The organism is Polynucleobacter sp. UB-Tiil-W10 (assembly GCF_018881605.1).
Taxonomy (GTDB): Bacteria; Pseudomonadota; Gammaproteobacteria; order Burkholderiales; family Burkholderiaceae; genus Polynucleobacter.
In genome coordinates this window covers 522,437-545,843 of record NZ_JACVPZ010000001.1, presented here as the reverse complement: position 1 = coordinate 545,843, position 23,407 = coordinate 522,437, and the positions used below count along the sequence as shown (strand labels likewise).

Annotated in this window: 24 protein-coding genes; 13 read left to right on the top strand and 11 right to left on the bottom strand. The window is 46.7% G+C overall.

The features are described from left to right. The first annotated feature begins 47 nt into the window (after positions 1 to 47). The gene (purM, locus tag ICN33_RS02720) at positions 48 to 1,100 is read left to right on the top strand and encodes a phosphoribosylformylglycinamidine cyclo-ligase (RefSeq protein ID WP_216194314.1); all 1,053 of its coding nucleotides are present in this window, start codon (positions 48 to 50) and stop codon (positions 1,098 to 1,100) included. Positions 1,101 to 1,113: 13 nt separating this feature from the next. Here the strand turns inward: purM and miaA are convergent, their stop codons facing one another. Next, a complete protein-coding gene (gene miaA, locus ICN33_RS02715) occupies positions 1,114 to 2,118 on the bottom strand; it encodes a tRNA (adenosine(37)-N6)-dimethylallyltransferase MiaA (protein ID WP_216194312.1) in 1,005 nt (334 codons plus the stop codon). A gap of 58 nt (positions 2,119 to 2,176) precedes the next feature. Between miaA and ICN33_RS02710 the strand changes: the two genes are divergently transcribed. Continuing rightward, positions 2,177 to 2,821: a VTT domain-containing protein gene (locus ICN33_RS02710; protein WP_216194310.1), complete on the top strand. Its 645-nt coding sequence runs from the start codon at positions 2,177 to 2,179 to the stop codon at positions 2,819 to 2,821. Between the two features lie 42 nt (positions 2,822 to 2,863). On the opposite strand, the gene ICN33_RS02705 is transcribed toward ICN33_RS02710, so the two are convergent. Continuing rightward, positions 2,864 to 3,706, bottom strand: a complete 843-nt coding sequence (locus ICN33_RS02705) for a SirB1 family protein (protein ID WP_216194308.1) — start codon at positions 3,704 to 3,706, stop codon at positions 2,864 to 2,866. 5 nt (positions 3,707 to 3,711) lie between these two features. Beyond that, positions 3,712 to 5,265: a murein biosynthesis integral membrane protein MurJ gene (gene murJ / locus ICN33_RS02700; RefSeq protein ID WP_216194306.1), complete on the bottom strand. Its 1,554-nt coding sequence runs from the start codon at positions 5,263 to 5,265 to the stop codon at positions 3,712 to 3,714. A gap of 151 nt (positions 5,266 to 5,416) precedes the next feature. On the opposite strand from murJ, the gene rpsT reads away from it, so the two are divergent. Further along, the gene (rpsT, locus tag ICN33_RS02695) at positions 5,417 to 5,683 is read left to right on the top strand and encodes a 30S ribosomal protein S20 (protein ID WP_011903592.1); all 267 of its coding nucleotides are present in this window, start codon (positions 5,417 to 5,419) and stop codon (positions 5,681 to 5,683) included. 73 nt (positions 5,684 to 5,756) lie between these two features. Here the strand turns inward: rpsT and ICN33_RS02690 are convergent, their stop codons facing one another. Then, positions 5,757 to 6,071 carry a DUF3579 domain-containing protein gene (locus ICN33_RS02690; protein WP_216194305.1) on the bottom strand — a complete coding sequence of 105 codons (315 nt, stop codon included), beginning with the start codon at positions 6,069 to 6,071 and terminating at the stop codon, positions 5,757 to 5,759. 152 nt (positions 6,072 to 6,223) lie between these two features. On the opposite strand from ICN33_RS02690, the gene argF reads away from it, so the two are divergent. The 4 genes from argF to ICN33_RS02670 all read left to right on the top strand — a co-directional run bounded on the left by argF (position 6,224) and on the right by ICN33_RS02670 (position 9,633). Further along, complete coding sequence (argF, locus tag ICN33_RS02685) at positions 6,224 to 7,171, top strand: ornithine carbamoyltransferase (RefSeq protein ID WP_216196525.1); 948 nt, start codon at positions 6,224 to 6,226, stop codon at positions 7,169 to 7,171. A gap of 57 nt (positions 7,172 to 7,228) precedes the next feature. Then, positions 7,229 to 8,461 (top strand): argininosuccinate synthase, encoded by a 1,233-nt coding sequence (locus tag ICN33_RS02680; RefSeq protein ID WP_216194302.1) that lies wholly within the window; start codon positions 7,229 to 7,231, stop codon positions 8,459 to 8,461. 55 nt (positions 8,462 to 8,516) lie between these two features. Beyond that, a complete protein-coding gene (locus ICN33_RS02675) occupies positions 8,517 to 8,822 on the top strand; it encodes a pyrimidine/purine nucleoside phosphorylase (RefSeq protein WP_215391545.1) in 306 nt (101 codons plus the stop codon). Positions 8,823 to 8,892: 70 nt separating this feature from the next. Further along, on the top strand, positions 8,893 to 9,633 hold the full coding sequence (locus tag ICN33_RS02670; protein ID WP_216194300.1) for a hypothetical protein: 741 nt from the start codon (positions 8,893 to 8,895) through the stop codon (positions 9,631 to 9,633). Between the two features lie 9 nt (positions 9,634 to 9,642). Here ICN33_RS02670 and ICN33_RS02665 read toward each other — a convergent pair whose 3' ends face one another. Beyond that, positions 9,643 to 10,095: a DUF192 domain-containing protein gene (locus tag ICN33_RS02665; RefSeq protein WP_216194298.1), complete on the bottom strand. Its 453-nt coding sequence runs from the start codon at positions 10,093 to 10,095 to the stop codon at positions 9,643 to 9,645. A gap of 84 nt (positions 10,096 to 10,179) precedes the next feature. Continuing rightward, positions 10,180 to 10,383 (bottom strand): cold-shock protein, encoded by a 204-nt coding sequence (locus tag ICN33_RS02660; RefSeq protein WP_011903586.1) that lies wholly within the window; start codon positions 10,381 to 10,383, stop codon positions 10,180 to 10,182. Between the two features lie 276 nt (positions 10,384 to 10,659). Between ICN33_RS02660 and clpS the strand changes: the two genes are divergently transcribed. The 4 genes from clpS to ICN33_RS02640 all read left to right on the top strand — a co-directional run bounded on the left by clpS (position 10,660) and on the right by ICN33_RS02640 (position 15,112). Further along, positions 10,660 to 11,016, top strand: coding sequence for an ATP-dependent Clp protease adapter ClpS (gene clpS / locus ICN33_RS02655; RefSeq protein ID WP_216859677.1), 357 nt, complete (start codon positions 10,660 to 10,662; stop codon positions 11,014 to 11,016). Continuing rightward, the gene (clpA, locus tag ICN33_RS02650) at positions 11,013 to 13,319 is read left to right on the top strand and encodes an ATP-dependent Clp protease ATP-binding subunit ClpA (RefSeq protein ID WP_216194296.1); all 2,307 of its coding nucleotides are present in this window, start codon (positions 11,013 to 11,015) and stop codon (positions 13,317 to 13,319) included. The genes clpS and clpA overlap by 4 nt, the downstream gene beginning before the upstream one ends. Before the next feature lie 42 nt (positions 13,320 to 13,361). Beyond that, on the top strand, positions 13,362 to 13,595 hold the full coding sequence (locus tag ICN33_RS02645) for a hypothetical protein (protein WP_068320954.1): 234 nt from the start codon (positions 13,362 to 13,364) through the stop codon (positions 13,593 to 13,595). A gap of 137 nt (positions 13,596 to 13,732) precedes the next feature. Further along, entirely contained in the window at positions 13,733 to 15,112 is a 1,380-nt protein-coding gene (locus ICN33_RS02640) for an APC family permease (RefSeq protein WP_255530588.1), read from the top strand. 10 nt (positions 15,113 to 15,122) lie between these two features. Here ICN33_RS02640 and dut read toward each other — a convergent pair whose 3' ends face one another. From dut to ICN33_RS02615, 5 genes are read right to left on the bottom strand one after another with little or no spacing between them, the layout of a single operon-like run. After that, positions 15,123 to 15,572, bottom strand: coding sequence for a dUTP diphosphatase (gene dut / locus ICN33_RS02635; RefSeq protein WP_216194294.1), 450 nt, complete (start codon positions 15,570 to 15,572; stop codon positions 15,123 to 15,125). A gap of 59 nt (positions 15,573 to 15,631) precedes the next feature. Continuing rightward, a complete protein-coding gene (gene coaBC / locus ICN33_RS02630) occupies positions 15,632 to 16,843 on the bottom strand; it encodes a bifunctional phosphopantothenoylcysteine decarboxylase/phosphopantothenate--cysteine ligase CoaBC (RefSeq protein ID WP_216194292.1) in 1,212 nt (403 codons plus the stop codon). A 9-nt stretch (positions 16,844 to 16,852) separates the two neighbouring features. Continuing rightward, positions 16,853 to 17,344 carry a signal peptidase II gene (gene lspA, locus ICN33_RS02625; RefSeq protein ID WP_216194290.1) on the bottom strand — a complete coding sequence of 164 codons (492 nt, stop codon included), beginning with the start codon at positions 17,342 to 17,344 and terminating at the stop codon, positions 16,853 to 16,855. Between the two features lie 11 nt (positions 17,345 to 17,355). After that, positions 17,356 to 20,235: an isoleucine--tRNA ligase gene (ileS, locus tag ICN33_RS02620; protein WP_370623246.1), complete on the bottom strand. Its 2,880-nt coding sequence runs from the start codon at positions 20,233 to 20,235 to the stop codon at positions 17,356 to 17,358. Then, the gene (locus ICN33_RS02615; protein ID WP_216194286.1) at positions 20,210 to 21,160 is read right to left on the bottom strand and encodes a bifunctional riboflavin kinase/FAD synthetase; all 951 of its coding nucleotides are present in this window, start codon (positions 21,158 to 21,160) and stop codon (positions 20,210 to 20,212) included. Before ICN33_RS02615 ends, ileS begins: the two co-directional genes overlap by 26 nt. A gap of 39 nt (positions 21,161 to 21,199) precedes the next feature. Between ICN33_RS02615 and purN the strand changes: the two genes are divergently transcribed. Both purN and ICN33_RS02605 read left to right on the top strand, forming a co-directional pair. Continuing rightward, positions 21,200 to 21,829, top strand: a complete 630-nt coding sequence (gene purN, locus ICN33_RS02610; protein WP_216194284.1) for a phosphoribosylglycinamide formyltransferase — start codon at positions 21,200 to 21,202, stop codon at positions 21,827 to 21,829. After that, on the top strand, positions 21,826 to 23,385 hold the full coding sequence (locus tag ICN33_RS02605) for an RsmB/NOP family class I SAM-dependent RNA methyltransferase (protein ID WP_216194282.1): 1,560 nt from the start codon (positions 21,826 to 21,828) through the stop codon (positions 23,383 to 23,385). Before purN ends, ICN33_RS02605 begins: the two co-directional genes overlap by 4 nt. The last annotated feature ends 22 nt before the right edge of the window (positions 23,386 to 23,407 follow it).

Sequence of the window (23,407 nt, the reverse complement as noted above, 5' to 3'; positions counted from 1 at the left end):
GATTCTACTGATCTACTCGCATTTTTTACTAATATTCCAGCGCTCACATGACTTCATCTACTAATTCTTCCTCAAAAGGCCTTTCCTACCGTGATGCTGGCGTCGATATTGATGCTGGGGACGATTTGGTTGACCGCATTAAGCCGCTGGCCAAGAAAACCATGCGAGAGGGCGTTTTAGCCGGAATTGGTGGCTTTGGAGCCCTTTTTGAGGTGCCCAAGCGCTACAAAGAGCCAGTTTTGGTTGCTGGCACAGATGGTGTCGGTACCAAGCTAAGGCTGGCATTCGAGTGGAATCGTCATGAAACCATCGGTCAAGACTTGGTGGCGATGAGTGTGAATGACATCCTGGTTCAGGGTGCTGAGCCCCTTTTCTTTTTAGATTACTTTGCTTGCGGCAAGTTGACTGTAGATACTGCGGCGACTGTTGTCGGCGGTATTGCCATGGGTTGCGAACTATCTGGTTGCGCATTAATCGGCGGTGAGACCGCAGAAATGCCGGGCATGTACCCACCAGGCGAATATGACTTAGCGGGATTTGCCGTGGGAGCGGTTGAGAAATCCAAAATCATTACCGGCGCAACAATTGTTTCGGGTGATGCAGTATTGGCAATTGGTTCCAGTGGCGCGCATTCGAATGGTTACTCATTGGTGCGTAAGATTATTGAACGTGCCGGTGCTAAGCCAAGCGATGATTTGGGTGGTCGCTCATTAGGCGATGTAGTGATGGCTCCGACAGAAATTTATGTGAAGCCTCTGCTGAAATTAATTTCTGAAATCAATGTAAAAGGAATGGCGCATATTACTGGCGGCGGCCTAGTGGATAACGTTCCGCGCGTCCTCCCAGAAAATACTCAAGCAGTGCTGCATCGCGATAGCTGGCAAATGCCGGAGCTCTTCCGTTGGTTGCAAATGAAGGGTGGCGTTGCTGATGCAGAGATGGTTCGCGTATTTAACTGCGGTATCGGTATGGTGGTGATTGTTGCGCCTGACCAAGTAGATGCAGCAATCAAGTCATTAACTTCTCAGGGCCTCAAGGCATGGACTGTTGGTGAAGTCGTTGAGCGTCCGAAAGACGCACCACAGACTATCGTTATTTAAGCTGCCAGCCTACTTACCTGATTAAATTCTTCTTGCAGTAATCCAAGGCCGCCTTCAGCTCTTCGGGGTTGAAGGGGTCAAATATTTTTCTTCCCTCAATTGCACGCAGCCATGTGAGCTGCCGCTTGCCAAGTTGTCTAGTGGCAGCCAATGCTTTGTAGCGCATCTCTTCAGCATCAATTTCCCCATTGAGAAATTCCCAGGCTTGGCGATAGCCTACCGAACGAATGGCTGGAAGATCTGCGTGTAATCCAGTATTCGTACGAAGCGCTTTGACTTCATCCATAAATCCTGCGGCAAGCATTTCATCAAAGCGTTTTTCTAAGTTCAGATGCAAGCGTTTGCGATCACTTGGCTCTAGCGAAACTAACTTGATCCATGATGGAATCGCTGAACCTTCTCTGCCATCTTCACTGGGTGAGTCGGCCAATAATATGGACATCGGCTTGCCAGTAATTTCATAAACCTCTAGAGCGCGTTGCACTCTTTGGGAGTCATTTGGTTTTAGGCGAGCCGCAGTTTCAGGATCAATCTTGGCAAGCTTGTCGTGCATTGCTGGCCAGCCAATGGCTTTACCTTCTTCATCCAAACGAGCGCGAATTTCTGGATTTGCTGGAGGAAGTGATGAGAGGCCATACGCCCACGCACGCCAATACAACATGGTGCCGCCAACAACAACCGGAATATTTCCCCGCGCACGAATCTCCGTACAAAGACGCTTTGCATCATTAGCAAAACGTGCCGCTGAATACACTTCAGTGGGGTCGATGATGTCAATCAGATGGTGAATAACCGCAGCTTGTTCTGCCTTAGTTGGTTTGGCGCTGCCAATATCCAAGCCGCGATAGACCAATGCAGAGTCCATGCTAATGAGTTCAAGTGTTTGACCAATTGATTTTGCATACTCAGCCAAGGACATGGCGAGATGGGTTTTGCCTGCGCCAGTAGGTCCAACAATACAAAGCGTTGAGACTTCATCTGGAGCATGCATAGGCTGAATGTAGGGTTCAGTTGGCATACCTGATTATAAGAGCCTGTTAATATCCGCAACAACCCATAAGTTAGAGAGCGAGTCGATGGATACCCTTTTGCAAATTAGTGATTTATTGCTACATATTGATAAACATTTAGATGTGGTGATTCAGCAATATGGCCCTTGGGCCTATGGCCTCCTATTTGCCATTGTTTTTGCAGAAACCGGCTTAGTGGTTGCACCCTTCTTGCCAGGTGATTCGCTCTTATTTATCGCGGGCGCCTATTGCGCTAGCGAGCATTTCAATATCTGGACCTTGTGCATTGGTTTATTAGTTGCTGCGGTCGCAGGCAATACCGTGAATTATTTTATTGGTCGCTGGATTGGCAAACGCGTCTTTAGTAGTCAATCGCGCTGGATTGATCAGGGCGCCCTATTAAAGACCCACGCATTTTATGAAAAGCATGGCGGCAAGACCATCATCCTCGCGCGCTTCTTGCCGATATTTCGCACTTTTGCTCCTTTCATTGCTGGTGTGTCCGAGATGAACTTCTCACGCTTTCAGTTATTCAATATCACTGGCGCAGCCTTGTGGATCTTTGGCTTAGTCATAGCAGGATATTTCTTCGGCAATATCCCCATCATTCGCCAGAATCTCAATGTGATTGTGCTGGTTGGAGTTGGTGCTGCTGCCGTGCCAGTTTTATTCGCAGCTGCCTACAAAATTTTTCAGCGCAAGAAAAAATAACAAACTAAATATCTAAACAACTGAAGTCAAAGCAATTTGACTTCAGTGCAGCTTGGTTTGGCTTTCGAGGGTGGCTATATGCTCGCGAATATCGCTAGCATCTTCAGCCTCTGGCATTTCGCTTAGGTAGCGATGCATATCCGCTAAAGCTGGGCGTAAATATTCTAGCTGCGCAAAGATTAATCCTCGATCTCTAATCTCCTCAACGGAGTCTGGTAGAAGAATCACCAGGCGCTCTTGAATGCCCAATAAACGCTCCCAGCGCTCATGTTCTGAGTAAATCATTTTGAGGTTTCTCAGAAAGCGCGACAGAATCTCTCTTGAGCTAGAAGCCCTCAGAAAGAGATTGAGAGGCAAGCTGAGTTCGCCGCGATAACCCTTGGCATCTAAGTAAGGGTCGAGCATTTCTTGAAGCTGATTCTTGGAGAGTGATTCTCCGGTGAGCGGGTCCATGATTACTTCACCTTGTTGCAAAGAGATGCGCATCATGAAGTGATTTGGAAATGAAACGCCCCGAATCTTGAGTCCAATTTGATTTCCGAGCTCCATCATCAGGATCGCTAATGAAATTGGGATACCCCTGCGATTCTCAAGAACGTAATGCAGGTACGAATTTTCAGGCGCATAAAAATCATTTGGGTTTGGGCCAAAGCCCAACTCGGTATAAAAGAAATGCTTGAGAATTTGTAAGCGCTGAACTGGCGAAGTATCTGGGGTGATGCGCGACTTTAATTGGTTTCCCAGTTGATCAAGCTTATCCAGTACACCCTGAACGTCTAGATCGGGATAGGCATGTTGTGCGACAGCGATCGCTCCCTCGGTTAAGGGGAAGTGTTCATCTTCGGCAACTAGGGAGGTGAAATAGTCGAGTTGTTGTGTTGGCATACAAGCTATTTTGCATGACGCAAGAATTTTTGCCAGCGAATTCCAACTAAAGCGAGGGACGCAAAGTAAACAATGGCGGCAATACCAAGCCACAAGGCAAGTAAACCAATACGAAGCCATGGTTCGGCTTGAAGTTCAATCCAATTATGCGCACCGGCAGCATAAAAAAGCACTGCTGCAAAGGGAATGAGCGCCAGAAATAATTGACCTAGATACTTGGCCCAAGCGGAGCTAGGTAGGGCGCCGCGTCGATGAAGGCCAACCCATAAGAGGGTGGCATTCAGGCATGCGCCCGTGCCCACTGATAGAGCAAGCCCAGCATGTCCAAGCCAAGGTACAAAGACTAGGTTGGCTAACTGAGTAGCTACTAATACGAGCAATCCAATTTTGACCGGGGTGCGGATATCTTGACGAGAATAAAAGCCAGGAGCCAAAATTTTCACAAGAATCAAACCGATGAGTCCAACTCCATAGGCAGCCAATGCGCGTTGTGTCATCACGACATCCAGCGCATTAAATTTGCCGTAGTGATACAAGACAGCCGCCAGCGGCTCCCCAAAGATAAATAGAGCAAGCGCGCATGGCGCTGCTAGTAAAAATGTTAGCTGCAATCCCCAAAGCAGTAGTTCACCGGCGTGCACTAAATCATTTTTGGCGTTGGCTTTACTTAAGCTGGGTAAAAGCACGGTACCCAGGGCCACACCAAGGAGGGCAGTAGGAAATTCCATTAAGCGATCCGCATAAGACAGCCAGGAAACACTTCCTGCTTGCAGTCGTGAAGCAATATTCGTATTAATGATGAGGGAGATTTGTGCAACTGAAACCGCAAATACCGCCGGCCCCATCAAACGCAACACTCGTCTTGCGTCCGGATTGGCGGCGGCCGCTTTAATGGCACCCGGCAGCAAACCGATACGAGGCAATAAGCCAATTCGAGACAGAGCGGGAATTTGTATGGCTAGTTGCAAAACACCGCCAATGAGAACGCCAATGCTCAGGGCATAAATGGGCTGATCAAGATGGGGCGCTAAAAATATTGCACTCCCGATTAATGCCAGATTGAGGAGAACCGGGGTAAAGGCAGGAATAGCAAAACGCTGGAATGTGTTCAAAATACCAGCCGAAAGCGAAACCAGTGATATCAGGCCGATATACGGGAACATAATTCGGGTCATTACAACGCTGGCGTCATATGCTGGGCCACCTTTAAAGCCTGTGGCGATGATCAAAATGAGGGCTGGGGCGCCGATCACGCCCACCAATACCGTGAGCAGCAAAGCCCAAAATAAGAGGGTAGAGACCGCATTTACGAGGATTTGGGCCTGTTTTTGATCCCCGTTGCTGGAGATTTCTCCCAAAATGGGCACAAAAGCTTGGGAAAAGGCTCCTTCGGCAAAGAGTCGACGCAGTAAATTCGGTAGCCTAAAAGCCACATTAAAGGCGTCTGTCCACTCGGAGGCCCCAAAACTACGGGCAATCAGGGTCTCCCGGAGCAGGCCCGTAATACGGGACAGCATGGTTAGGGAGCTAACCTTGGCAGCGGCAGAAAGCAGGTTCATGAGCCGATTTTCACCTATTTATCGGTCGGCTGGGCTTTTTTGCCCCTTTAAGGTAAAATCTTGGGTTTTGGCGAGCTTGCTTCTGTATCTGGCAAGTCCGCAAGATTTTTAACTAATCGCATTTTGCAATTTATAGAGGCAAGGTTTAAAGATGGCCAATACAGCACAAGCGCGCAAGCGTGCACGCCAAGCAGTAAAACAAAACGAACATAACTCCAGTTTGCGTTCTAAGCTCCGCACTTCCATTAAGGCGGTTCGTAAAGCAATTGAAACTGGTGACAAAGCTGCTGCTGCGAAAGTTTTCGCTGCAACGCAAGCAACAATCGACAAGATTGCTGACAAAAAGATTGCTCACAAAAATACTGCATCTCGTCAGAAGTCACGTTTGTCTGCAGCTATTAAGGCGATGGCAGCGTAATATAGTTTTAGTTTTAGGCTGGTCGAAGTAGTTTCGACCTAAGCCCGCTCCTCATCAGAGCGGGTTTTTGTTTTTAAGGCTGGGATGGGGCTGTTGGGTTGAACTCACATGCCTCTTCAATCGGTAGGCTGTTGTCTTTGGCAAAGTTCATGACAAAGTCTAGCGCTCTGGGATCTAGGTCCCGTAGCCTGGTATCAATAACAACGCATTTCACTTTTGCAATAAGCACTGGTCTGACATAGGGCGAATAAGTGAAGCGAGGGTCCCCGGAATCACCGGGAGGGCGAAAAGTAGCCATTACCCCGCACAGACGCTCCGCCCAATCGCTGGGCCGAAATGGTTTGCCAGAAGTGGTAATGCCTTGAATGAAAAGCTTTTTGTGGTTCAAGTTCGCGTAATGATGGTTGTGAAAAATAGTATTACTAAGCCCTCTAGCTTAACAGCCTGAGTTGGCCGTAAGATGACTTTAGGATCTATTTTCGTGCAGCCGAAAGTATGAAGAAAAAAATGCAAGCCAAAACTTTAGTAGAAAGCTCAACTATGACATCGCTGGCAAAGCCTCAAGTGCCCGGTAAGGTAAAGCACTACCTGCAGTTTTCTGACCTGACTCGTGAAGAGTATGACTATTTGCTTCAGCGTTCAGCTTGGCTCAAGGCTAAGTTCAAGAGCTATGAAACTTGGCACCCTTTGCATGACCGAACTTTGGCGATGATTTTTGAGAAACACTCCACACGTACCCGTCTTTCTTTCGAGGCCGGCATCCATCAGCTTGGCGGCCATGCGGTATACCTAAACACTCGAGATACTCAGTTAGGTCGTGGTGAGCCTGTAGAGGACGCCGCTCAGGTGATTTCAAGGATGACGGACATCATCATGATTCGTACCTTTGGCCAGGACATCATTGAGCGTTTTGCGTCTAATTCACGCGTACCAGTCATTAATGGCCTGACAAATGAATTTCATCCATGCCAAGTCTTGGCTGATATCTTTACTTTTGTAGAGGCTCGTGGCCCGATCCAGGGAAAGACAGTAGCTTGGGTAGGTGATGCTAATAATATGGCCTATACCTGGCTTCAGGCTGCTGAATGTTTAGATTTTCAGTTGCGCTTCTCAGCGCCAGAGGGCTATCAATTGGATGCTGCACGTCTGACACCCAATTCTGCAAAACACTTGACGATTTGCGCTGACCCGAAGGATGCATGCAGAGGTGCTGACCTGGTTTCTACTGATGTTTGGACCAGCATGGGTTATGAGGATGAAAATACTTCCCGTATGAACGCCTTCCAGGATTGGATGGTTGATGAAGAATTGATGTCCTTAGCTAAGCCAGATGTCTTGTTCATGCATTGTTTGCCAGCGCATCGTGGCGAAGAAGTTTCGGCTGGCGTAATTGATGGTCCGCAAAGCATTGTTTGGGAAGAGGCGGAAAATCGTTTACATGTTCAAAAGGCTTTAATGGAGTATTTGCTCTGTGGGCGCTTGGATTAATTTTTTGTAAATTTGTCTTGGTAAGTTTCTAGTTAATTTTTGATTGAAAAAGAAAACATGTCTGATATTAAAAAAGCAGTCTTAGCGTATTCCGGTGGTCTTGATACAAGCGTGATCTTGAAATGGCTTCAAGATACTTATGGCTGCGAGATCGTGACTTTTACCGCCGATCTAGGTCAGGGAGAAGAGCTTGAGCCGGCACGTGCCAAGGCTTTGCAATTTGGCATCAAACCAGAAAATATTTTTATCGATGATTTGCGCGAAGAGTTTGTGCGTGACTTTGTATTCCCCATGTTCCGCGCTAATACGATTTACGAAGGCGAATATTTATTGGGCACATCGATTGCTCGCCCATTAATTGCTAAGCGTCAAATTGAAATTGCCCGCTTAACTGGTGCTGACTCTGTGTCGCACGGCGCCACCGGCAAAGGTAACGACCAAGTTCGCTTTGAGTTGGGATACTACGCTTTAGAGCCAGGAATTAAAGTCATTGCTCCTTGGCGTGAATGGGATCTGCTCTCACGTGAGAAGTTGATGGCTTACGCAGAAAAGCATGGCATTCCGGTTGAGATGAAACATAAGCAAGGCGGTTCACCTTACTCAATGGATGCCAATCTCTTGCATATCAGTTATGAGGGCCGTCATTTAGAGAACCCAAATGCTGAAGCAGAAGAGTCAATGTGGCGTTGGACGGTTTCCCCAGAGAAAGCTCCAGATGCCCCAGAAATTATTGAGATCGAATTTAAAGCGGGCGACCCAGTGGCAATTGATGGCAAAGCCTATAAGCCACATGAGTTATTGGCTGAATTAAATCGTATTGGTGGTAAACATGGCATCGGTCGCCTTGACCTCGTGGAAAACCGCTTTGTAGGCATGAAGAGTCGCGGTTGCTATGAAACCCCTGGCGGCACAATCCTGCTGAAAGCGCATCGCGGCATCGAGAGCATTACATTGGATCGCGAAGTGGCTCACTTGAAGGATGATTTGATGCCACGCTATGCAAGTTTGATATACAACGGCTTGTGGTGGGCACCAGAGCGCGTAGCTCTGCAAACTTTGATTGATCACACACAACAGGCTGTAAACGGGGTTGTTCGTTTGAAGCTCTATAAGGGTTCTGTCTCGGTGATTTCACGCGATTCAGCAAATACCTTGTTTGATCAAAATATCGCAACTTTTGATGATGACGGCGGCGCATATAACCAAGCAGATGCTGGCGGCTTTATTAAGCTCAATGCCTTACGTATGCGCATTGCTGAAACCGCAAGACGTAAGCGTGCTCAGAAATAAATAGAAGTAAAAAACAAACAATAAATTAGAACCAAATAGATTAGAAAGAATCAGCATGCAATTTGATCAAGTTTCCGTAGGTAAGAAAGCCAATGTCTTTTTTGATGGCAAGTGTGTTTCTCACACCGTGACATTGCCTAATGGTGTTCGCAAGTCGGTTGGCGTTGTATTGCCCAGCACCTTGCGTTTTGATTTAAGCACTAAAGAGATCATGGAAGTAGTTGATGGCAACGCTTTTGTCAGCATCAACGGCGCCCCTGAGCAAGAATTTAAGGCCGGTCAAAGCTGGGAAGTAGAAAAGGGCGGTTACTTCATTATTCGCGCTGAGCAACCGGTGCACTACGTTTGCCACTTTGAGTAACTAGAAGATGTTTCGAATAAAGCCACCTGAGGGTGGTTTTTTTGTGTCCTAAATATGCAAGAATTCATAAATGAAGCTAGTTCACATTATTGTTGCTATTGGGGTGCTCACATCCCCCATTGCTTACTCGCAGGTTTTCGATGTTCAATACAAGGATGATGCCCCCACCAGAACTTTGCTGAGTCCAGTTAAAAATGCCAAAGCAGTTGTCTTGTTATTTCCCGGTGGCGGCGGGGTTCTAAATTTGCGGGACGATGGTTCAACCACCAACTTTCATACCTTTGTTAGGTCTAAAGATCTCTGGGCTCAATATGGAATAGATTCTGTCTTGGTCGACACGCCATACGACTTAGGGGCAGGCATGCGTAATTCTCGTTCCATCCGAGACCATCAGCAAAGAATTTTGAATGTCGTAAGTTATTACAGAGACAAGCTCAGCTTACCAGTGTGGATTTTTGGTCACAGCATGGGTACGGTCAGCGTTACTGAATTTGTTAACGGCGGAAAAGAAAAAGAAAAACTAATAGCCGGAGTTATTGTTGCCGGAACCTATAGATCCGCAATGGTAGATTCAGATGTCAAAGTACCGGTACTAGCTATTCATCATGTGGATGATGGTTGTGCCTCCACACCATTTGTCACTTCTGAGCGAATCATCGAAAGTCGACCGAAGCAAGCTGTATCTCAATTTATTCAAATAGACGGCGGCATCAGTGAGGGGGATGTTTGTGGCTCAAAGGCTTATCACGGCTTTAATCAAAAAGAACCTGAGTTTGTAAAAGCAGCTGCCCAGTTCATATTAAAAAACTAGAGAAGAGTGCTACCTTTTGGGTAAGCCGCTAATCACGCTGCCTGGTACGAGTACTCGTTCAGAGAACCACTGCTTGTTCATCTCAAGCGCATAACGTACAGCCGCTTTAGGGCAGTGGTTATTAGTGGTTTCAGCCTGCATCTCTTCAATATTCACAATCTTGCCATCATCTGCAATGAACGCAATCGATAGTGGAATTTTGGTGTTGTTCATCCAGAAACAATGACCAGCTTTTTGTTCAAAAATAAATAGCATGCCTGAGTTGGTTGGCATGCTGGTGCGATTCATGAGGCCGACCTCTCTGGCCTTTGGGGTATCGGCCAGTTCAGCCTGAATACGGTAGATCCCTGCTTTCAATTCAATAGTGGGTAGGCCAACATTGACCTGTGCCAGTACAAAGCTTGAGCTAGCAAAAAGAATGGCCGCAAATAGAATGCGTAGGAGATTTTGATGGGTATGCATGCTTAACATTCTAAGTGAGGTAAATTGCAGGCGAAAAAAAACCCAGGAACGAATCCTGGGTTTTTAATAATGATCTAAGGACTATTAAGCCGCTTGGATATTAGTAGCTTGCTTGCCTTTAGGGCCTTGGGTAATGTCAAACGTTACCTTTTGGTTTTCCTTAAGGGTTTTGAACCCAGGCATAGTAATTGCGCTGAAATGCGCGAACAACTCTTCTTCACCATCATCAGGTTTGATAAAGCCAAAACCTTTTGCATCATTGAACCACTTAACAATTCCGGTCGCCATGCGAACTCCATTACATAAACTTAAAACAACCGTGATGAGGGTAAATACTTTTTAATCAGTCTCAATCCACAACACGCCTAAATAGAACCTCTCTTGAAGCCTACCCCCTGATTGTTTGCCCTTTTTCGAGGGGTGTCAAGGAGTTATATGCACCTACCCCCCATTAAATACCCCTTTTTTTATAGAAAAATGCCCCAATATAGGTTTAAGAGGGGTTTTTGCGTGGTTTTCGCAACAAGACCCTAGTAAATTAAGGTTTGGATATCTGTGTTTAGAATGTTTCTCATGAGTCGCGCACCAAAAAATCCCACTACTGGCAACCCCGGCAATCCATATGCTGAGGACACTATTCTTCTCGAAAAACAGGTCGAGCAAGTTAAGGCGCCATCGATGTATAAAGTTTTACTATTGAATGACGATTACACACCCATGGAATTTGTGGTGATGGTAATTCAGGAGTATTTTAATAAAGATCACGAAACAGCTACACGCATCATGTTACAAGTACATTTAGTTGGCAAAGGCGTTTGTGGAATATTTACCCGCGATGTTGCTGCTACGAAAGTGCATCAAGTTATTGAACTCTCCCGTGAAGCGGGTCACCCACTACAGTGCACTATGGAGGAAGCATGATTGCCCAAGAATTAGAAGTGAGTTTGCATATGGCGTTTGTTGACGCAAGGGCATCGCGACATGAGTTCATCACAGTCGAGCATTTGCTCGCAGCCTTACTGGATAACGCTACTGCGGTAGAGGTCCTAAAGGCTTGCGCAGTCAATATTGCAGAGCTACGCGCTCAACTCAAAAACTTTATTAACGACAACACACCTGTAGTGCCAGGTAATGATGAGGTTGATACGCAACCTACGCTAGGATTTCAGCGAGTCATACAGCGCGCCATCATGCATGTGCAGTCAACATCGAATGGCAAGAAAGAGGTGACTGGTGCAAATGTATTGGTAGCCATCTTTGGTGAAAAAGATTCTCATGCGGTGTATTTCTTACAACAACAGGGCGTTACACGTTTAGACGTGGTGAACTTCATTAGCCATGGTGTACGTAAGGATCAGTCCGAGCATGTGAAACCCGTTGAGCCTTCCCAGGAGACTGAGGAATCTAGCTCTTCCGGCAAAGAAAGTCCTCTTGAGCAATATACGCAAAACCTGAATGTGTTGGCCCGTCAAGGCAAGATTGATCCCTTGATCGGTCGTGAGAGTGAGGTAGAGCGGGTGATTCAGGTGCTCTGCCGTCGTCGCAAGAACAACCCTTTATTGGTGGGTGAGGCTGGTGTAGGTAAGACAGCTATTGCTGAGGGCTTGGCCTGGAGAATCGTTAAAGGTGATGTGCCTGATATCTTGGCTAATGCCACTGTTTACTCTTTAGATATGGGCGCTCTTTTAGCGGGTACCAAATACCGCGGAGATTTTGAGCAGCGCTTGAAAAGTGTTCTGAAGTCTTTAAAGGACCATGCTCATGGTGTTTTGTTCATCGATGAAATTCACACGCTGATTGGTGCTGGCGCAGCTTCTGGTGGAACATTAGATGCAAGCAACTTATTGAAGCCTGCACTGTCTAATGGTCAACTCAAGTGTATTGGCGCAACTACCTTTACCGAATATCGTGGAATTTTTGAAAAGGATGCAGCTTTATCGCGTCGCTTCCAGAAGGTAGATGTGGTAGAGCCAACAGTAGACCAAACAGTGCAAATTCTGCGTGGCTTGAAATCACGTTTCGAAGAGCACCATAGCGTGAAGTATGCGGCTGGTGCTTTGGTTGCTGCTGCAGAACTTTCTGCTCGCTATATCAATGATCGTCATTTGCCTGATAAGGCTATTGATGTAATTGATGAAGCTGGTGCAGCCCAACGTATTCTGCCGAAGTCTAAGCAGAAGAAAACCATTGGCCGTCCTGAGATTGAAGAGATTGTGGCTAAGATTGCGCGCATACCGCCACAATCCGTCACGGTGGATGATCGTAGCAAGTTACAGACTTTGGATCGCGACATTAGGAGTGTGGTCTTTGGTCAGGATCCAGCTATCGAAGCCTTGGCCAGCGCCATCAAAATGACTCGTGCTGGTCTTGGAAAGATTGATAGACCAATTGGTTCTTTCCTATTCTCTGGACCAACAGGCGTTGGCAAGACTGAGGTTGCAAAACAGCTTGCTTATATTCTTGGTATTGAACTCTTGCGTTTTGATATGTCCGAGTACATGGAGCGCCATGCGGTGAGCCGTTTGATTGGTGCGCCCCCAGGCTATGTGGGATTTGATCAGGGCGGCTTGCTTACTGAGGCTGTGAATAAGAAGCCCCATTGCGTGCTCTTGTTAGATGAGATCGAGAAGGCTCATCCAGATATTTTCAATATCCTTTTACAGGTGATGGATCACGGTACTTTGACGGATAACAATGGTCGGAAGACTGATTTCCGTAACGTGATCATTATCATGACAACGAACGCTGGTGCTGAGGCAATGCAGAAGTCAACCATTGGCTTTACCAATGCGCGCGAGTCTGGTGATGAGATGGCGGATATCAAGAAGTTCTTTACTCCAGAGTTCCGCAATCGCTTGGATGCCATCGTTTCCTTTAAAGCACTCGATGAATCTATCATCATGCGTGTTGTTGATAAGTTCTTAATGCAGTTAGAGGAGCAGCTTCACGAGAAGAAAGTGGACGCTACTTTTAGCCCTGCATTGCGAGCTCATTTAGCTAAGCATGGCTTTGACCCCTTAATGGGTGCGCGTCCAATGCAACGCATTATTCAGGATACTGTGCGTAAGGCGCTTGCTGACGAGCTTCTATTTGGCAAGCTAGCTCAAGGCGGTCATGTGGATGTCGATATTGACGCTGACGGCAAAGTACTTTTGAATTTTGAGGCTCCTGTTTTACCTGGAAAGCGTACCAAAGCTGATGTGGCGCCGGCTGAAGAAATTTAACGACCTAATTTATTTAAATAAATACAAACCAAAAAGGAAAATATGTCCCATCACGATAAATTGCTAGAAGCTTTTGAAACTTACAAAGCTGAAAATGAAAAGTTTCAAGGTAAGGGCATTAAAGCTTCTGCTGCTCGGGCTCGTAAGGCATTGCAAGAAATTGCCGGCTCTTGCAAAGAGCGCCGTAAAGAAATTACCGCTGAAAAAGAGTCTCGTGAAGGTGCTGGTGCCGGCATGTCACAAGATGCGGCACGTAAGGCACATATTCGTAAGTAAGCAGTATTGACTGATAAAAAAGCCACCTACGGGTGGTTTTTTTATAGCTACCCCAAAGGTGTGAATCCTAAGTCGACGGTTCATATTATTTAAGAATAGAATCTCTTCTTTAGGCAAATAACCCAATATTTCCATATATGAGTTCATCCGATGCTTTGGCAAAAAATTCACTAGGCGTATTTGAATCCATCATCATGGGCATTGCGGGAACTGCGCCCGCCTTTAGTGTCGCTGTAACTAGTGCTGCCATCGTGGCTTCGGTTGGTGTTTTATCTGTTGGGAGTATTTTGTATTGTGGTCTCATCATGTTTGGGATCACTTTAGCTTTTATTCATTTGAGCAAAATTCAGCCGAATGCTGGTGCTGCCTATGCTTGGGTTGGGCATGTTTTTGGACCCACATGGGGATTCTTTGCTGGTTGGGGTTTATTGATTGCCTCTATTTTTTTTATGGTTTCGGCAACCATTCCTGCGGCCAGCTCTACCTTGCTACTGGTTGCGCCTGATCAGGCAGAAAATACCCAGCTAATTTCAGTAATAGCGGTCGTCTGGTTGACGGTTGTCTCGTTGATTGTTGGTCGCGGAATAAAACATTCAAGCTTTATGCAGATCACTCTCACTCTTTTTGAGACAGTAATTTTATTTGCACTGATTACTGCAGGAATCATTAGTTACTGGTCAAATCCAGCGCACCCACCTTCTTTTGTATGGATTTCTCCACTCTCATTTTCTCCACAACTATTTGCTACGGGCGCGCTTACTGCCATCTTCTTCTTTTGGGGCTGGGATGTCACCATGAATTTAAGCGAAGAGAGTAAAGGTGGATCAAAAAATTCAGATGGTGCTGCAGGCAAGGGGGCATTTTGGGCTGTGCTGAATATGATGCTTTTCTTTGTGCTGATGATGGTTGTGGTTTTAATGGTCTTAACTGATGGTGAAATTGCTGAATCTGGTACCAATGTACTTTTTGCAATCGCTAATAAATTATTCCCAGCCCCCTGGAGCTACCTTGCGGTCTTTTGCACCATATTTAGTACGGTTGGAACAATAGAAACTCAGATTTTGCAGTTCAGTCGCAGTATGTTTGCAATGGCGCGAGATGGCATGTTGCATCCAGTCTATGCAAAAGTGCATGACGAATATAAGACGCCTTGGGTGGCTACTTTTGTGATTTGGTTTTTAGGAGTGGTATTGCTTTTTTCCTCCTCCTTTATGCCTTCAGTGAAGGCTATCTTGACCAGCTCTATTTTGGCAATTGGATTTCAGATTTGCTTTTATATGAGCCTGACTGGCTTTGCTTGTGCATGGCATTACAGGAATAAGCTAAGAGCGGGTTTCGGGCCAGCTATGGCTTATGTCATCTGGCCTAGTTTTTCAGGCGCATTCATGGTGTTCGTTGCCATTTATAGCATCCCCACCTTTGATGCATTTACGATCATGATGGGGGTTGGAGGTTTGCTGCTAGGTTTTCTGCCCTTAGCGTTTAGTCGCAAAAGAGCCCTCAATACCGCCCATTAGAATTTTTGAATTAGGCGCGTCCCGTGCTTCCAAAGCCACCAGCACCACGACTGCTTTCAGTGAACTCTTCCACGACCTTGAGTTCCACTTGTTGCACCGGCATTACTACCAGTTGAGCCAAACGTTCCATCGGCTCAAGCTTGAATGGAGTGGAGCCACGGTTCCAGGTGCTCACCATTAACTGGCCTTGGTAGTCAGAATCTATTAAGCCAACAAGATTGCCAAGCACAATGCCATGCTTATGGCCTAAGCCGGAGCGCGGCAGAATAAAAGCAGCATAACGCGGATCTTCAACGTAGATTGCCAATCCGGTAGGCACAAGCACAGATTGGCCAGGGGCAATCTCAATCGCTTCATCAATGCAGGCACGAAGATCTAATCCAGCACTTCCAGGAGTGCCATAAGCTGGCAACTGGTCGCGCATACGTTCATCAAGAATTTTTACTTGGAGGGATTGCATGAAATTTCCTAAAGCGAGGGAATAAATGTGAAGAATAAAAAAACTAAAAAGAATTTAACCTAGATTTTCTTGGCCACTAGCTGGATTAGTTGGCGTGCTAATTGCAGTTTTTCAGCCTTAGCAATTTTTTTGCTACCACTTGCGTCGATAACAACCATTTGGTTAAGGTCGCTACCAAAGGTATCGGGGCCAATATTGCCAACAATCATCGGAATGCCTTTGCGCTTACGCTTCTCATTGGCATGTTTTTCTAGGTCGGTTGATTCTGCTGCAAAGCCAACGCAATAGGGGTAAGGTTTGCCGCCCCGAGTTTTTGTTGCCTTAGCAACATCGAGAAGAATGTCTGGGTTAGCAACAAATTCTAGGTTCGGCGCTTGATTGCCTTGGCGTTTGATCTTATCCTTGGCCGGTTTAGCGATACCCCAGTCAGCAACCGCAGCTACAGCAAAGAAGATATCGCTGTCGGGGGCGTTAAGGGTGGCTGCGTGCATTTCTTTAGCGCTGACCACATTGGTACGGGTGATTTGTCCAGTTGCCAAGAGTGGCGTATCTAGGCCACATGGCCCAGCAATTAAATGTACTTGGGCGCCAGCTTCAACAGCCGCTCTTGCTATAGCAAAACCCATTTTGCCCGAGCTGTGATTGGTAATCCCGCGCACTGGATCAATTGCTTCAAATGTGGGACCTGCGGTAATTAATACTTTTTTGCCAGCCAAAGATTTTTTCTGAAAGAAGGCAATGACCTGTTCGGTAATTTCTGAGGGTTCGAGCATTCTGCCCATGCCCACTTCGCCGCAAGCCTGAAAGCCACTGGCAGGACCCAAGAGAGTAACGCCATCCTCCAAAAGTCGTTTCGCACTTCTTTTGGTAGCGGCATGCTCCCACATCTGCTTGTTCATTGCTGGAGTGAGTAGCAGGGGGCAATCTCTTGCAAGGCAAAGGGTAGTCAATAAGTCATCAGCTAAACCTAGAGAAAGCTTGGCCATTAGATCGGCACTTGTAGGGGCAATCAGGATGGCATCTGCAGAGCGCGATAACTCAATATGTGCCATATTGTTTGGAATGCTGCTATCCCATTGGTTCAAATAAACTGGGTTGCCAGTGAGAGCCTGCATTGTCACGGGCGTCACAAATTGCTGTGCAGCCTCAGTCATCACCACTTGCACAGAGGCGCCCTCTTGCATCAATTGGCGTGCAAGCTCAGGGGCTTTATATGCTGCAATGCCGCCAGAGATGCCGAGAACGATCTTCTTGTTTAAAAGTGATTGCATGGCGCCAGCTTAATGGGATTGGGCAGATTTGCCAAATGACTTGCGTAGTTCACCCCAAATAATGAGGGCTGCCCCCATGCAAATGGTGCTATCGGCAATATTGAATGCTGGCCAATGCCAGTTGCCGTAATACACATCAATAAAATCGACTACAGCACCATACATCACGCGATCCAAGACGTTCCCTAGGGCGCCACCCAAGATCAAGCTAAGGGCAATGCAGAGTAGCTTGTCGCTTTGGTTTTTATAAAGGAGCCAAATAATGTAGATGGATGCTGCCAAGCCCAGAATGGTGAAGAACCAGCGTTGCCAACCAGATCCTTGCGCCAAAAATGAAAATGCTGCGCCTGGGTTAAAGAGTAGTAACCAGTTCATAAAAGGAAGAACTGGTTCAGGCATACCCATTTGTAAATTACTCAGTGCCGACCACTTGCTGAGTTGATCTAGCAATAGCACGATGATCGCAATTGCAAGATAGCGAAGTAGAGTCAGACTTTTCATATAGTGACTACTTAAGCAAAAAGGCGATGATCACCATCACCAAATAGGTTGCTAATGCAGCGACCACATAATTCAGGATGATCGGCATTGTTTCCTACATCTTTAGTGTGATGCCAGCAGCGACCGCATTTTTTGTATTGGCTACCTCGCACGAAGACTGCTAACCCCTCATTGCTAAGCTCAATATTGGCGCTAGAGGTGATTGTTACAAAGCGCAAATCATCCTCGAGTGAATGCAGAATTGCAAAGTCCACATCACCAACTTTGATTGTGAGCTCGGCTTGTAATGATGAGCCTACATTGCCTGCTTCGCGTTCAACTTCAATTGCTTTGGTAATCTCCGAGCGAATTTCACGGATACGAGCCCATTTAGCGAGTAATTCACTGGCGTGAGCAATTTCGGGGAACTTGCCAAACTCCTCCATGAAGATGGATTCTGCAGGCTTGCTTCCAGTGCCATGCGGGAAATCTTTCCAAGCCTCTTCAGCCGTGAAGGATAGGAATGGAGATAGCCACTTTAAGAGATTGCGAGTGATATGGAATAAAGCGTTCTGAGCAGCGCGGCGATCCGGAGAATCAGGTGCACTCGTATAGAGACGATCCTTGAGGATATCCAAATAGAAGCCACCTAAATCTTCAGAGCAGAAAGTTAGCATGCGAGCAACTGCAGGCTGAAATTCATATGCTTTGTAATGCGCTTCAACATCGTTCTGTAATTGATTGGCAAGAGCAACTGCATAGCGATCAATCTCTAGCCACTGATCGGCAGGAATTGTATGTTTGCTGGGATCAAAATCCGATAGATTGGCTAGCAAGAAGCGCAAAGTATTGCGAATACGACGATAGCTTTCAGTAACACGTTTGAGAATCTCATCCGAGATAGTCATTTCACCGGAGTAGTCTGTTGAGGCCACCCAAAGACGAATGATTTCAGCACCGAGTTTGTCAGCAACTTGTTGAGGTGCAATCACATTACCTACAGACTTACTCATCTTGCGACCCTGGCCATCGACAGTAAAGCCATGCGTAAGGAGTGCTTTATAGGGCGGCTTGCCATCGAGCATGGCGCCGGTTAGCAACGAGGAGTGGAACCAACCGCGATGCTGGTCTGACCCTTCGAGATAGAGATCTGCCAGGCGCCCATTTGGGGTTTCTGCATCTGCAGTGAGCAGTTCGTCACGGTGAGAACCGCGAATGACGTGCCAGTGCGTTGTACCAGAGTCAAACCAGACATCTAAAGTGTCTCGATTCTTTTCGTACTGCGCTGCTTCTTCGCCTAGCAGCTCGGCAACTTCTAATTTTTGCCAAGCTTCAATCCCTTCTTTTTCTACGCGCTTAGCAATTTCTTCGAGAAGCTCCACTGTGCGTGGGTGTGGCTCGCCACTTTCTTTATGAACAAAGAAAGCCATCGGAACACCCCATTGACGCTGGCGTGACAAAGTCCAATCGGGGCGATTGGCAATCATGCTACTTAAACGTTGTTTGCCCCACGCTGGGAAGAATTCAGTGTTATCAATTCCTGCTAATGCAGTCTCGCGCAGGCTAGGATTTCCATCCGATGGCTTTTTATCCATACTCGCAAACCATTGTGAGGTTGCACGGTAAATGATGGGCGATTTATGGCGCCAGCAATGCATGTAGGAGTGGGTATATGTTTTGTCGCGCAGGAGACTTCCTGCTTCGCGCATAGCCTCAACAATTTTTGGATTTGCTTTCCAGATGTACTCATTTGCAAAGAGTGGCAACCAGGAGGCATAAACACCATTCCCCATAACCGGATTCAGAATGTCTTTGTCAGCAAGTTTATTAGCCTTGCAGGATTTAAAGTCTTCTTCACCATAAGCGGGTGCTGAGTGAACAATGCCTGTACCGGTATCTAGCGTGACGTATTCGGCTGGATAAATTGGTGAGAGACGTTTATAGCCCTCATGCAATGGTGCTAGCGGATGCCAGAAAGAAATATTTGCTAATTGAGCGCCTTGGCAAGTTGCAATTACCTTTCCTTCCAGGCCATAGTCTTGCAAGCAAGTCTCAACACGATCTTTAGCTAGAATTAATAACCTGTCACCAACATCGACCAGCGCATAAGTTAATTCTGGATGAACATTCATTGCCTGATTGGCGGGAATCGTCCAAGGCGTTGTAGTCCAGATAACAATCTGACCTGGTTTATTCGGCAGTTCAGCCAACCCAAATGCTTTAGCAAGTTGTGGGCGTTGCGCATCATCAAATGCAAAACCGACATCCACTGTTGGGTCAGTTTTATCTTGGTACTCCACCTCGGCTTCAGCAAGTGCAGATCCGCAATCAAAACACCAGTTCACCGGCTTTAATCCACGGAATACATAACCTTTTTCCCAAATCTTGCCCAGTGCTCGGATTTCATCAGCTTCGTTGCGGAAGTTCATGGTGAGATAGGGATTATTCCAGTCCCCCAATACGCCCAAGCGCTCAAAATCTTTCTTCTGTTTTTCTACTTGAACATGAGCATAAGCGCGCGCTTTAGATTGCACTTCAGCAGTTGGTAAATTTTTACCAAATTCTTTTTCGATCTGAATTTCAATTGGCATGCCATGGCAATCCCAGCCAGGAACGTAAACAGAGTCAAAGCCCATAAGCCAGCGTGACTTGACGATCATATCTTTCAGAATCTTATTAACTGCATGGCCAATATGAATGTCTCCATTTGCATAAGGAGGGCCATCATGCAAGATGAACTTAGGCTGGTTTGCATGGGCTGCACGAATCTTTTCATAGAGCTTATTTTTTTGCCAGCCGGCAACCCACTGCGGTTCACGCTTAGCTAGATCCCCTCGCATTGGAAAGGAGGTATCTAGTAGATTAACGGGATATGAGTTTTCTTTTTCAGACATAAGCTTTTTTCTGGAAATAATTTCTGGCATGCGTTGCATCTGCTGCAATCGCTTGTGTAAGGGTTTCGAGGTCTGGGTACTTCGCCTCATCACGGATTTTTTCTAATAGTTCTACGGTAATAATTTTTCCGTAAACATCTGCGTTGTAATCAAAGATATGAGTCTCAAGCAAAACTCTGCCTTCATCTTCCACTGTTGGTCTTACGCCCAAGCTAGCTACCGCAGGAAGAGGTTTATCTGCTAGACCTAAAACCTGTGCCGTAAAGATGCCAGTTGTTGCTGGTTTGCGATGGTGGAGATGATTGGCAACTGCTAAATTCAAAGTAGGAAAACCAAGCTGTCGTCCGAGTTGCTGGCCATGAATAACATGGCCTGAAATTCCATAAGGACGACCTAATAATTTTTCAGCCAATTGAATATCGCCACAAGCTAGCGCGGCACGTAGCGCAGAACTAGAAATGCGCTCACCATTTTCATGAATAGTTTGGATGCTCGATACCTCAAAGCCATGCCGTTCACCAGCAGCCTTGAGACTTGCAAAGTTACCAGCACGTTTTGCGCCATAACAAAAATCATCGCCAATCAAGATCCATTTTGCATTCAGTCTTTTGACAATAATTTCCGAAACAAATTCTTCGGGTGAAAGTTTTGCAAAAGCTGAGTTGAAATGTTCCACAACAACGCGATCAATTCCGAGGTCAGCAAAAGCAGCTAACTTATCGCGCAAATTCAGAATGCGGGGTGGAGCTTGCTCAGGGGAGAAGAATTCTTTTGGATGCGGCTCAAAGGTCATGACACAACTGACCAGGCCTAGATCCTTAGCTCCATTAATAAGTTCATTCAGCAGGGCGCGATGACCCCTGTGCACGCCATCAAAATTACCGATGGTTAAGGCACAAGCTGGTCCTGCAGAAAACTGGGTGGGGCCACGGAATACGTTCACAAAATCGCTTTCAGGGTAGCCATCAATTATATTGTGGGCATGCCTTCTATCGTCACCTTAATCTCCGGCCGCGGATCCAATTTCGAGGCCATTGTCAAAATAGCTCAAAAAGAGCAATGGCCGGTCACATTTGCCGGGGTCATAGCCAATCACTCAGCAGCTAAGGGCCTTGATTTTGCTCGCTTGCAGGGTATTCCGGCCTTTGTCATTGACCATCAGGCGCACCCGACCCGCGAATCCTTTGATAACGCCTTAATTGCGCAGATTGATGCTTTAGGAGCGGATTTGGTAGTTCTTGCAGGTTTCATGAGAATTCTGACCCCAGAATTTATTCGCCATTTTGAGGGGCGATTGATCAATATCCATCCAGCTTTATTGCCTGCTTTCCCTGGTTTGCATACCCATGAGCGAGCTTTGGAGGCGGGAGTGAAGGAGCATGGCGCCACAGTCCACTTTGTGAATGAGGGCGTGGATGAAGGACCTGTTATTTGCCAGGCCTCAGTTCCAGTGCTTGAAGGCGACGATCCCGACACCCTAGCTGCCCGAGTTTTGGCTGCTGAGCATCAAATTTACCCGCGGGCCGTAAAATGGTTCCTCGATGGACGATTGCGAATAGAAGGTAATCAAGTGAAGTTACAACCCCCGGAGTCGCAATTTTTTAAATTATGAGTGCAGAACGTCCACCCCGCAGATCTGGCAGCAGACTAGCCCCCAATAAAAGTTACGCAGCGAAATCGAAAGATCCGCTACGTCGCCCTGAACGTCGCAATGCCAGTGGCAATCTAATTGCGCCCGAAGGTCAAAAGAATTATTCAAATGCTAAAGCATTGCCGCAGCATGCAATTCACCTTGAGCGTTTACTTCCGGAGTTACTCAGTTTTGAGCAACCAGCTGATAGAGTAGTGAGTCGGTATTTTCGGGCTGAACCGCAACTCGGAAATCGTGATCGCGCTCTGATAGCGGAGAGTGCGTTTGCTATTTTGCGTCGTAAAAATGAGTTCTCTCAATTTGCCTCGAGTGGTGAAGGCTCACAGGCTAGACGCTTAGCCCTATTGGGTTTGCTGTCTGCCTTGTCTGAAGGTGGGTTGGGTTCTGCTAATCGTGCAGAGAGTGCAATTGCTGACTTGGCTCACGTACTAAAGCCTGGTGAATATGAGTGGTTGCAACGTTTTGCAACGGTTGATCCGACTGCCTTAAATCCCCTCGTGCGGAATAATTTGCCCGAGTGGTTGTGGGATGCATTTGGTAAATATCCTGGTGAAGAAACTCGCGAAGAACTGGCTAAGTCATTAATGCATCCAGCGCTTTTGGATTTGCGTGCGAACACCATGAAAACCAATCGCGAGGAGTTACTTGCGCAAATGAATGCATTAGGTGGTCGCTATCAAGCCATCCCAACTCCATACGCACCTGATGGTGTGCGCATTATGGGTAAACCTGCTTTGCAAAATACAGCCGGTTTTAAAGCGGGCATGTTTGAAGTCCAAGATGAGGGTAGTCAGCTCTTGGCATATTTACTGGCGCCAAAGCGCGGTGAAATGGTTGTGGACTTTTGTGCTGGAGCCGGTGGAAAAACTTTGGCAATTGGAGCGCTCATGCGTTCCACAGGGCGTTTGTACGCTTTAGATACATCAGAGCGCCGCTTAGCAAATTTGAAGCCTAGGCAGGCTCGTAGTGGCCTCTCCAACGTCCATCCTGTGTGGATTGATAGCGAAAATGACGCCAAGATCAAACGCTTGGCTGGCAAGATTGATCGGGTCTTGGTAGATGCCCCTTGTAGTGGTATGGGTACTTTGCGACGCAATCCAGACCTCAAGTGGCGCCAATCCCCAACGGGAGTCTTAGAGCTAAATCAGAAGCAGATGAGCATTCTTACCTCTGCAGCTCGCCTGCTTAAACCGGGCGGACGCTTGGTCTATGCCACTTGTAGCCTCCTGCCCCAAGAAAATCAAGCCATTGCCGAGGATTTCCTGGCAAAACACCCACAATTTGAGGCTGTTCCAGCTGCAGAAGTTCTTAAACCATTGTTTCCAAAGGATAAATTACCTTTAGGTTGCAGTACGGATAATCCTTGGTGGCAGTTATGGCCCCATATTCATGGAACCGATGGCTTCTTTGGAGCCGTATTCCAGAAAAAGGCCGCAGCCCCAGTTCTTGAATCAGAAAAAGACGCTCAAAAAGAGATTAAGGTCAAAAACAAGAAGGCCTCTAAAGAACTAAAATAGAGTTTTAGATCTCCTTAGGGAT

Coding starts and splice junctions, on each gene's coding strand:
- purM (WP_216194314.1), top strand. CDS start 48: ATGACTTCATCTACTAATTCTTCCTCAAAAGGCCTTTCCTACCGTGAT.
- miaA (WP_216194312.1), bottom strand. CDS start 2,118: ATGCCAACTGAACCCTACATTCAGCCTATGCATGCTCCAGATGAAGTC.
- ICN33_RS02710 (WP_216194310.1), top strand. CDS start 2,177: ATGGATACCCTTTTGCAAATTAGTGATTTATTGCTACATATTGATAAA.
- ICN33_RS02705 (WP_216194308.1), bottom strand. CDS start 3,706: ATGCCAACACAACAACTCGACTATTTCACCTCCCTAGTTGCCGAAGAT.
- murJ (WP_216194306.1), bottom strand. CDS start 5,265: ATGAACCTGCTTTCTGCCGCTGCCAAGGTTAGCTCCCTAACCATGCTG.
- rpsT (WP_011903592.1), top strand. CDS start 5,417: ATGGCCAATACAGCACAAGCGCGCAAGCGTGCACGCCAAGCAGTAAAA.
- argF (WP_216196525.1), top strand. CDS start 6,224: ATGACATCGCTGGCAAAGCCTCAAGTGCCCGGTAAGGTAAAGCACTAC.
- ICN33_RS02680 (WP_216194302.1), top strand. CDS start 7,229: ATGTCTGATATTAAAAAAGCAGTCTTAGCGTATTCCGGTGGTCTTGAT.
- ICN33_RS02675 (WP_215391545.1), top strand. CDS start 8,517: ATGCAATTTGATCAAGTTTCCGTAGGTAAGAAAGCCAATGTCTTTTTT.
- ICN33_RS02670 (WP_216194300.1), top strand. CDS start 8,893: ATGAAGCTAGTTCACATTATTGTTGCTATTGGGGTGCTCACATCCCCC.
- ICN33_RS02665 (WP_216194298.1), bottom strand. CDS start 10,095: ATGCATACCCATCAAAATCTCCTACGCATTCTATTTGCGGCCATTCTT.
- ICN33_RS02660 (WP_011903586.1), bottom strand. CDS start 10,383: ATGGCGACCGGAATTGTTAAGTGGTTCAATGATGCAAAAGGTTTTGGC.
- clpS (WP_216859677.1), top strand. CDS start 10,660: ATGTTTCTCATGAGTCGCGCACCAAAAAATCCCACTACTGGCAACCCC.
- clpA (WP_216194296.1), top strand. CDS start 11,013: ATGATTGCCCAAGAATTAGAAGTGAGTTTGCATATGGCGTTTGTTGAC.
- ICN33_RS02645 (WP_068320954.1), top strand. CDS start 13,362: ATGTCCCATCACGATAAATTGCTAGAAGCTTTTGAAACTTACAAAGCT.
- ICN33_RS02640 (WP_255530588.1), top strand. CDS start 13,733: ATGAGTTCATCCGATGCTTTGGCAAAAAATTCACTAGGCGTATTTGAA.
- dut (WP_216194294.1), bottom strand. CDS start 15,572: ATGCAATCCCTCCAAGTAAAAATTCTTGATGAACGTATGCGCGACCAG.
- coaBC (WP_216194292.1), bottom strand. CDS start 16,843: ATGCAATCACTTTTAAACAAGAAGATCGTTCTCGGCATCTCTGGCGGC.
- lspA (WP_216194290.1), bottom strand. CDS start 17,344: ATGAAAAGTCTGACTCTACTTCGCTATCTTGCAATTGCGATCATCGTG.
- purN (WP_216194284.1), top strand. CDS start 21,200: ATGCCTTCTATCGTCACCTTAATCTCCGGCCGCGGATCCAATTTCGAG.
- ICN33_RS02605 (WP_216194282.1), top strand. CDS start 21,826: ATGAGTGCAGAACGTCCACCCCGCAGATCTGGCAGCAGACTAGCCCCC.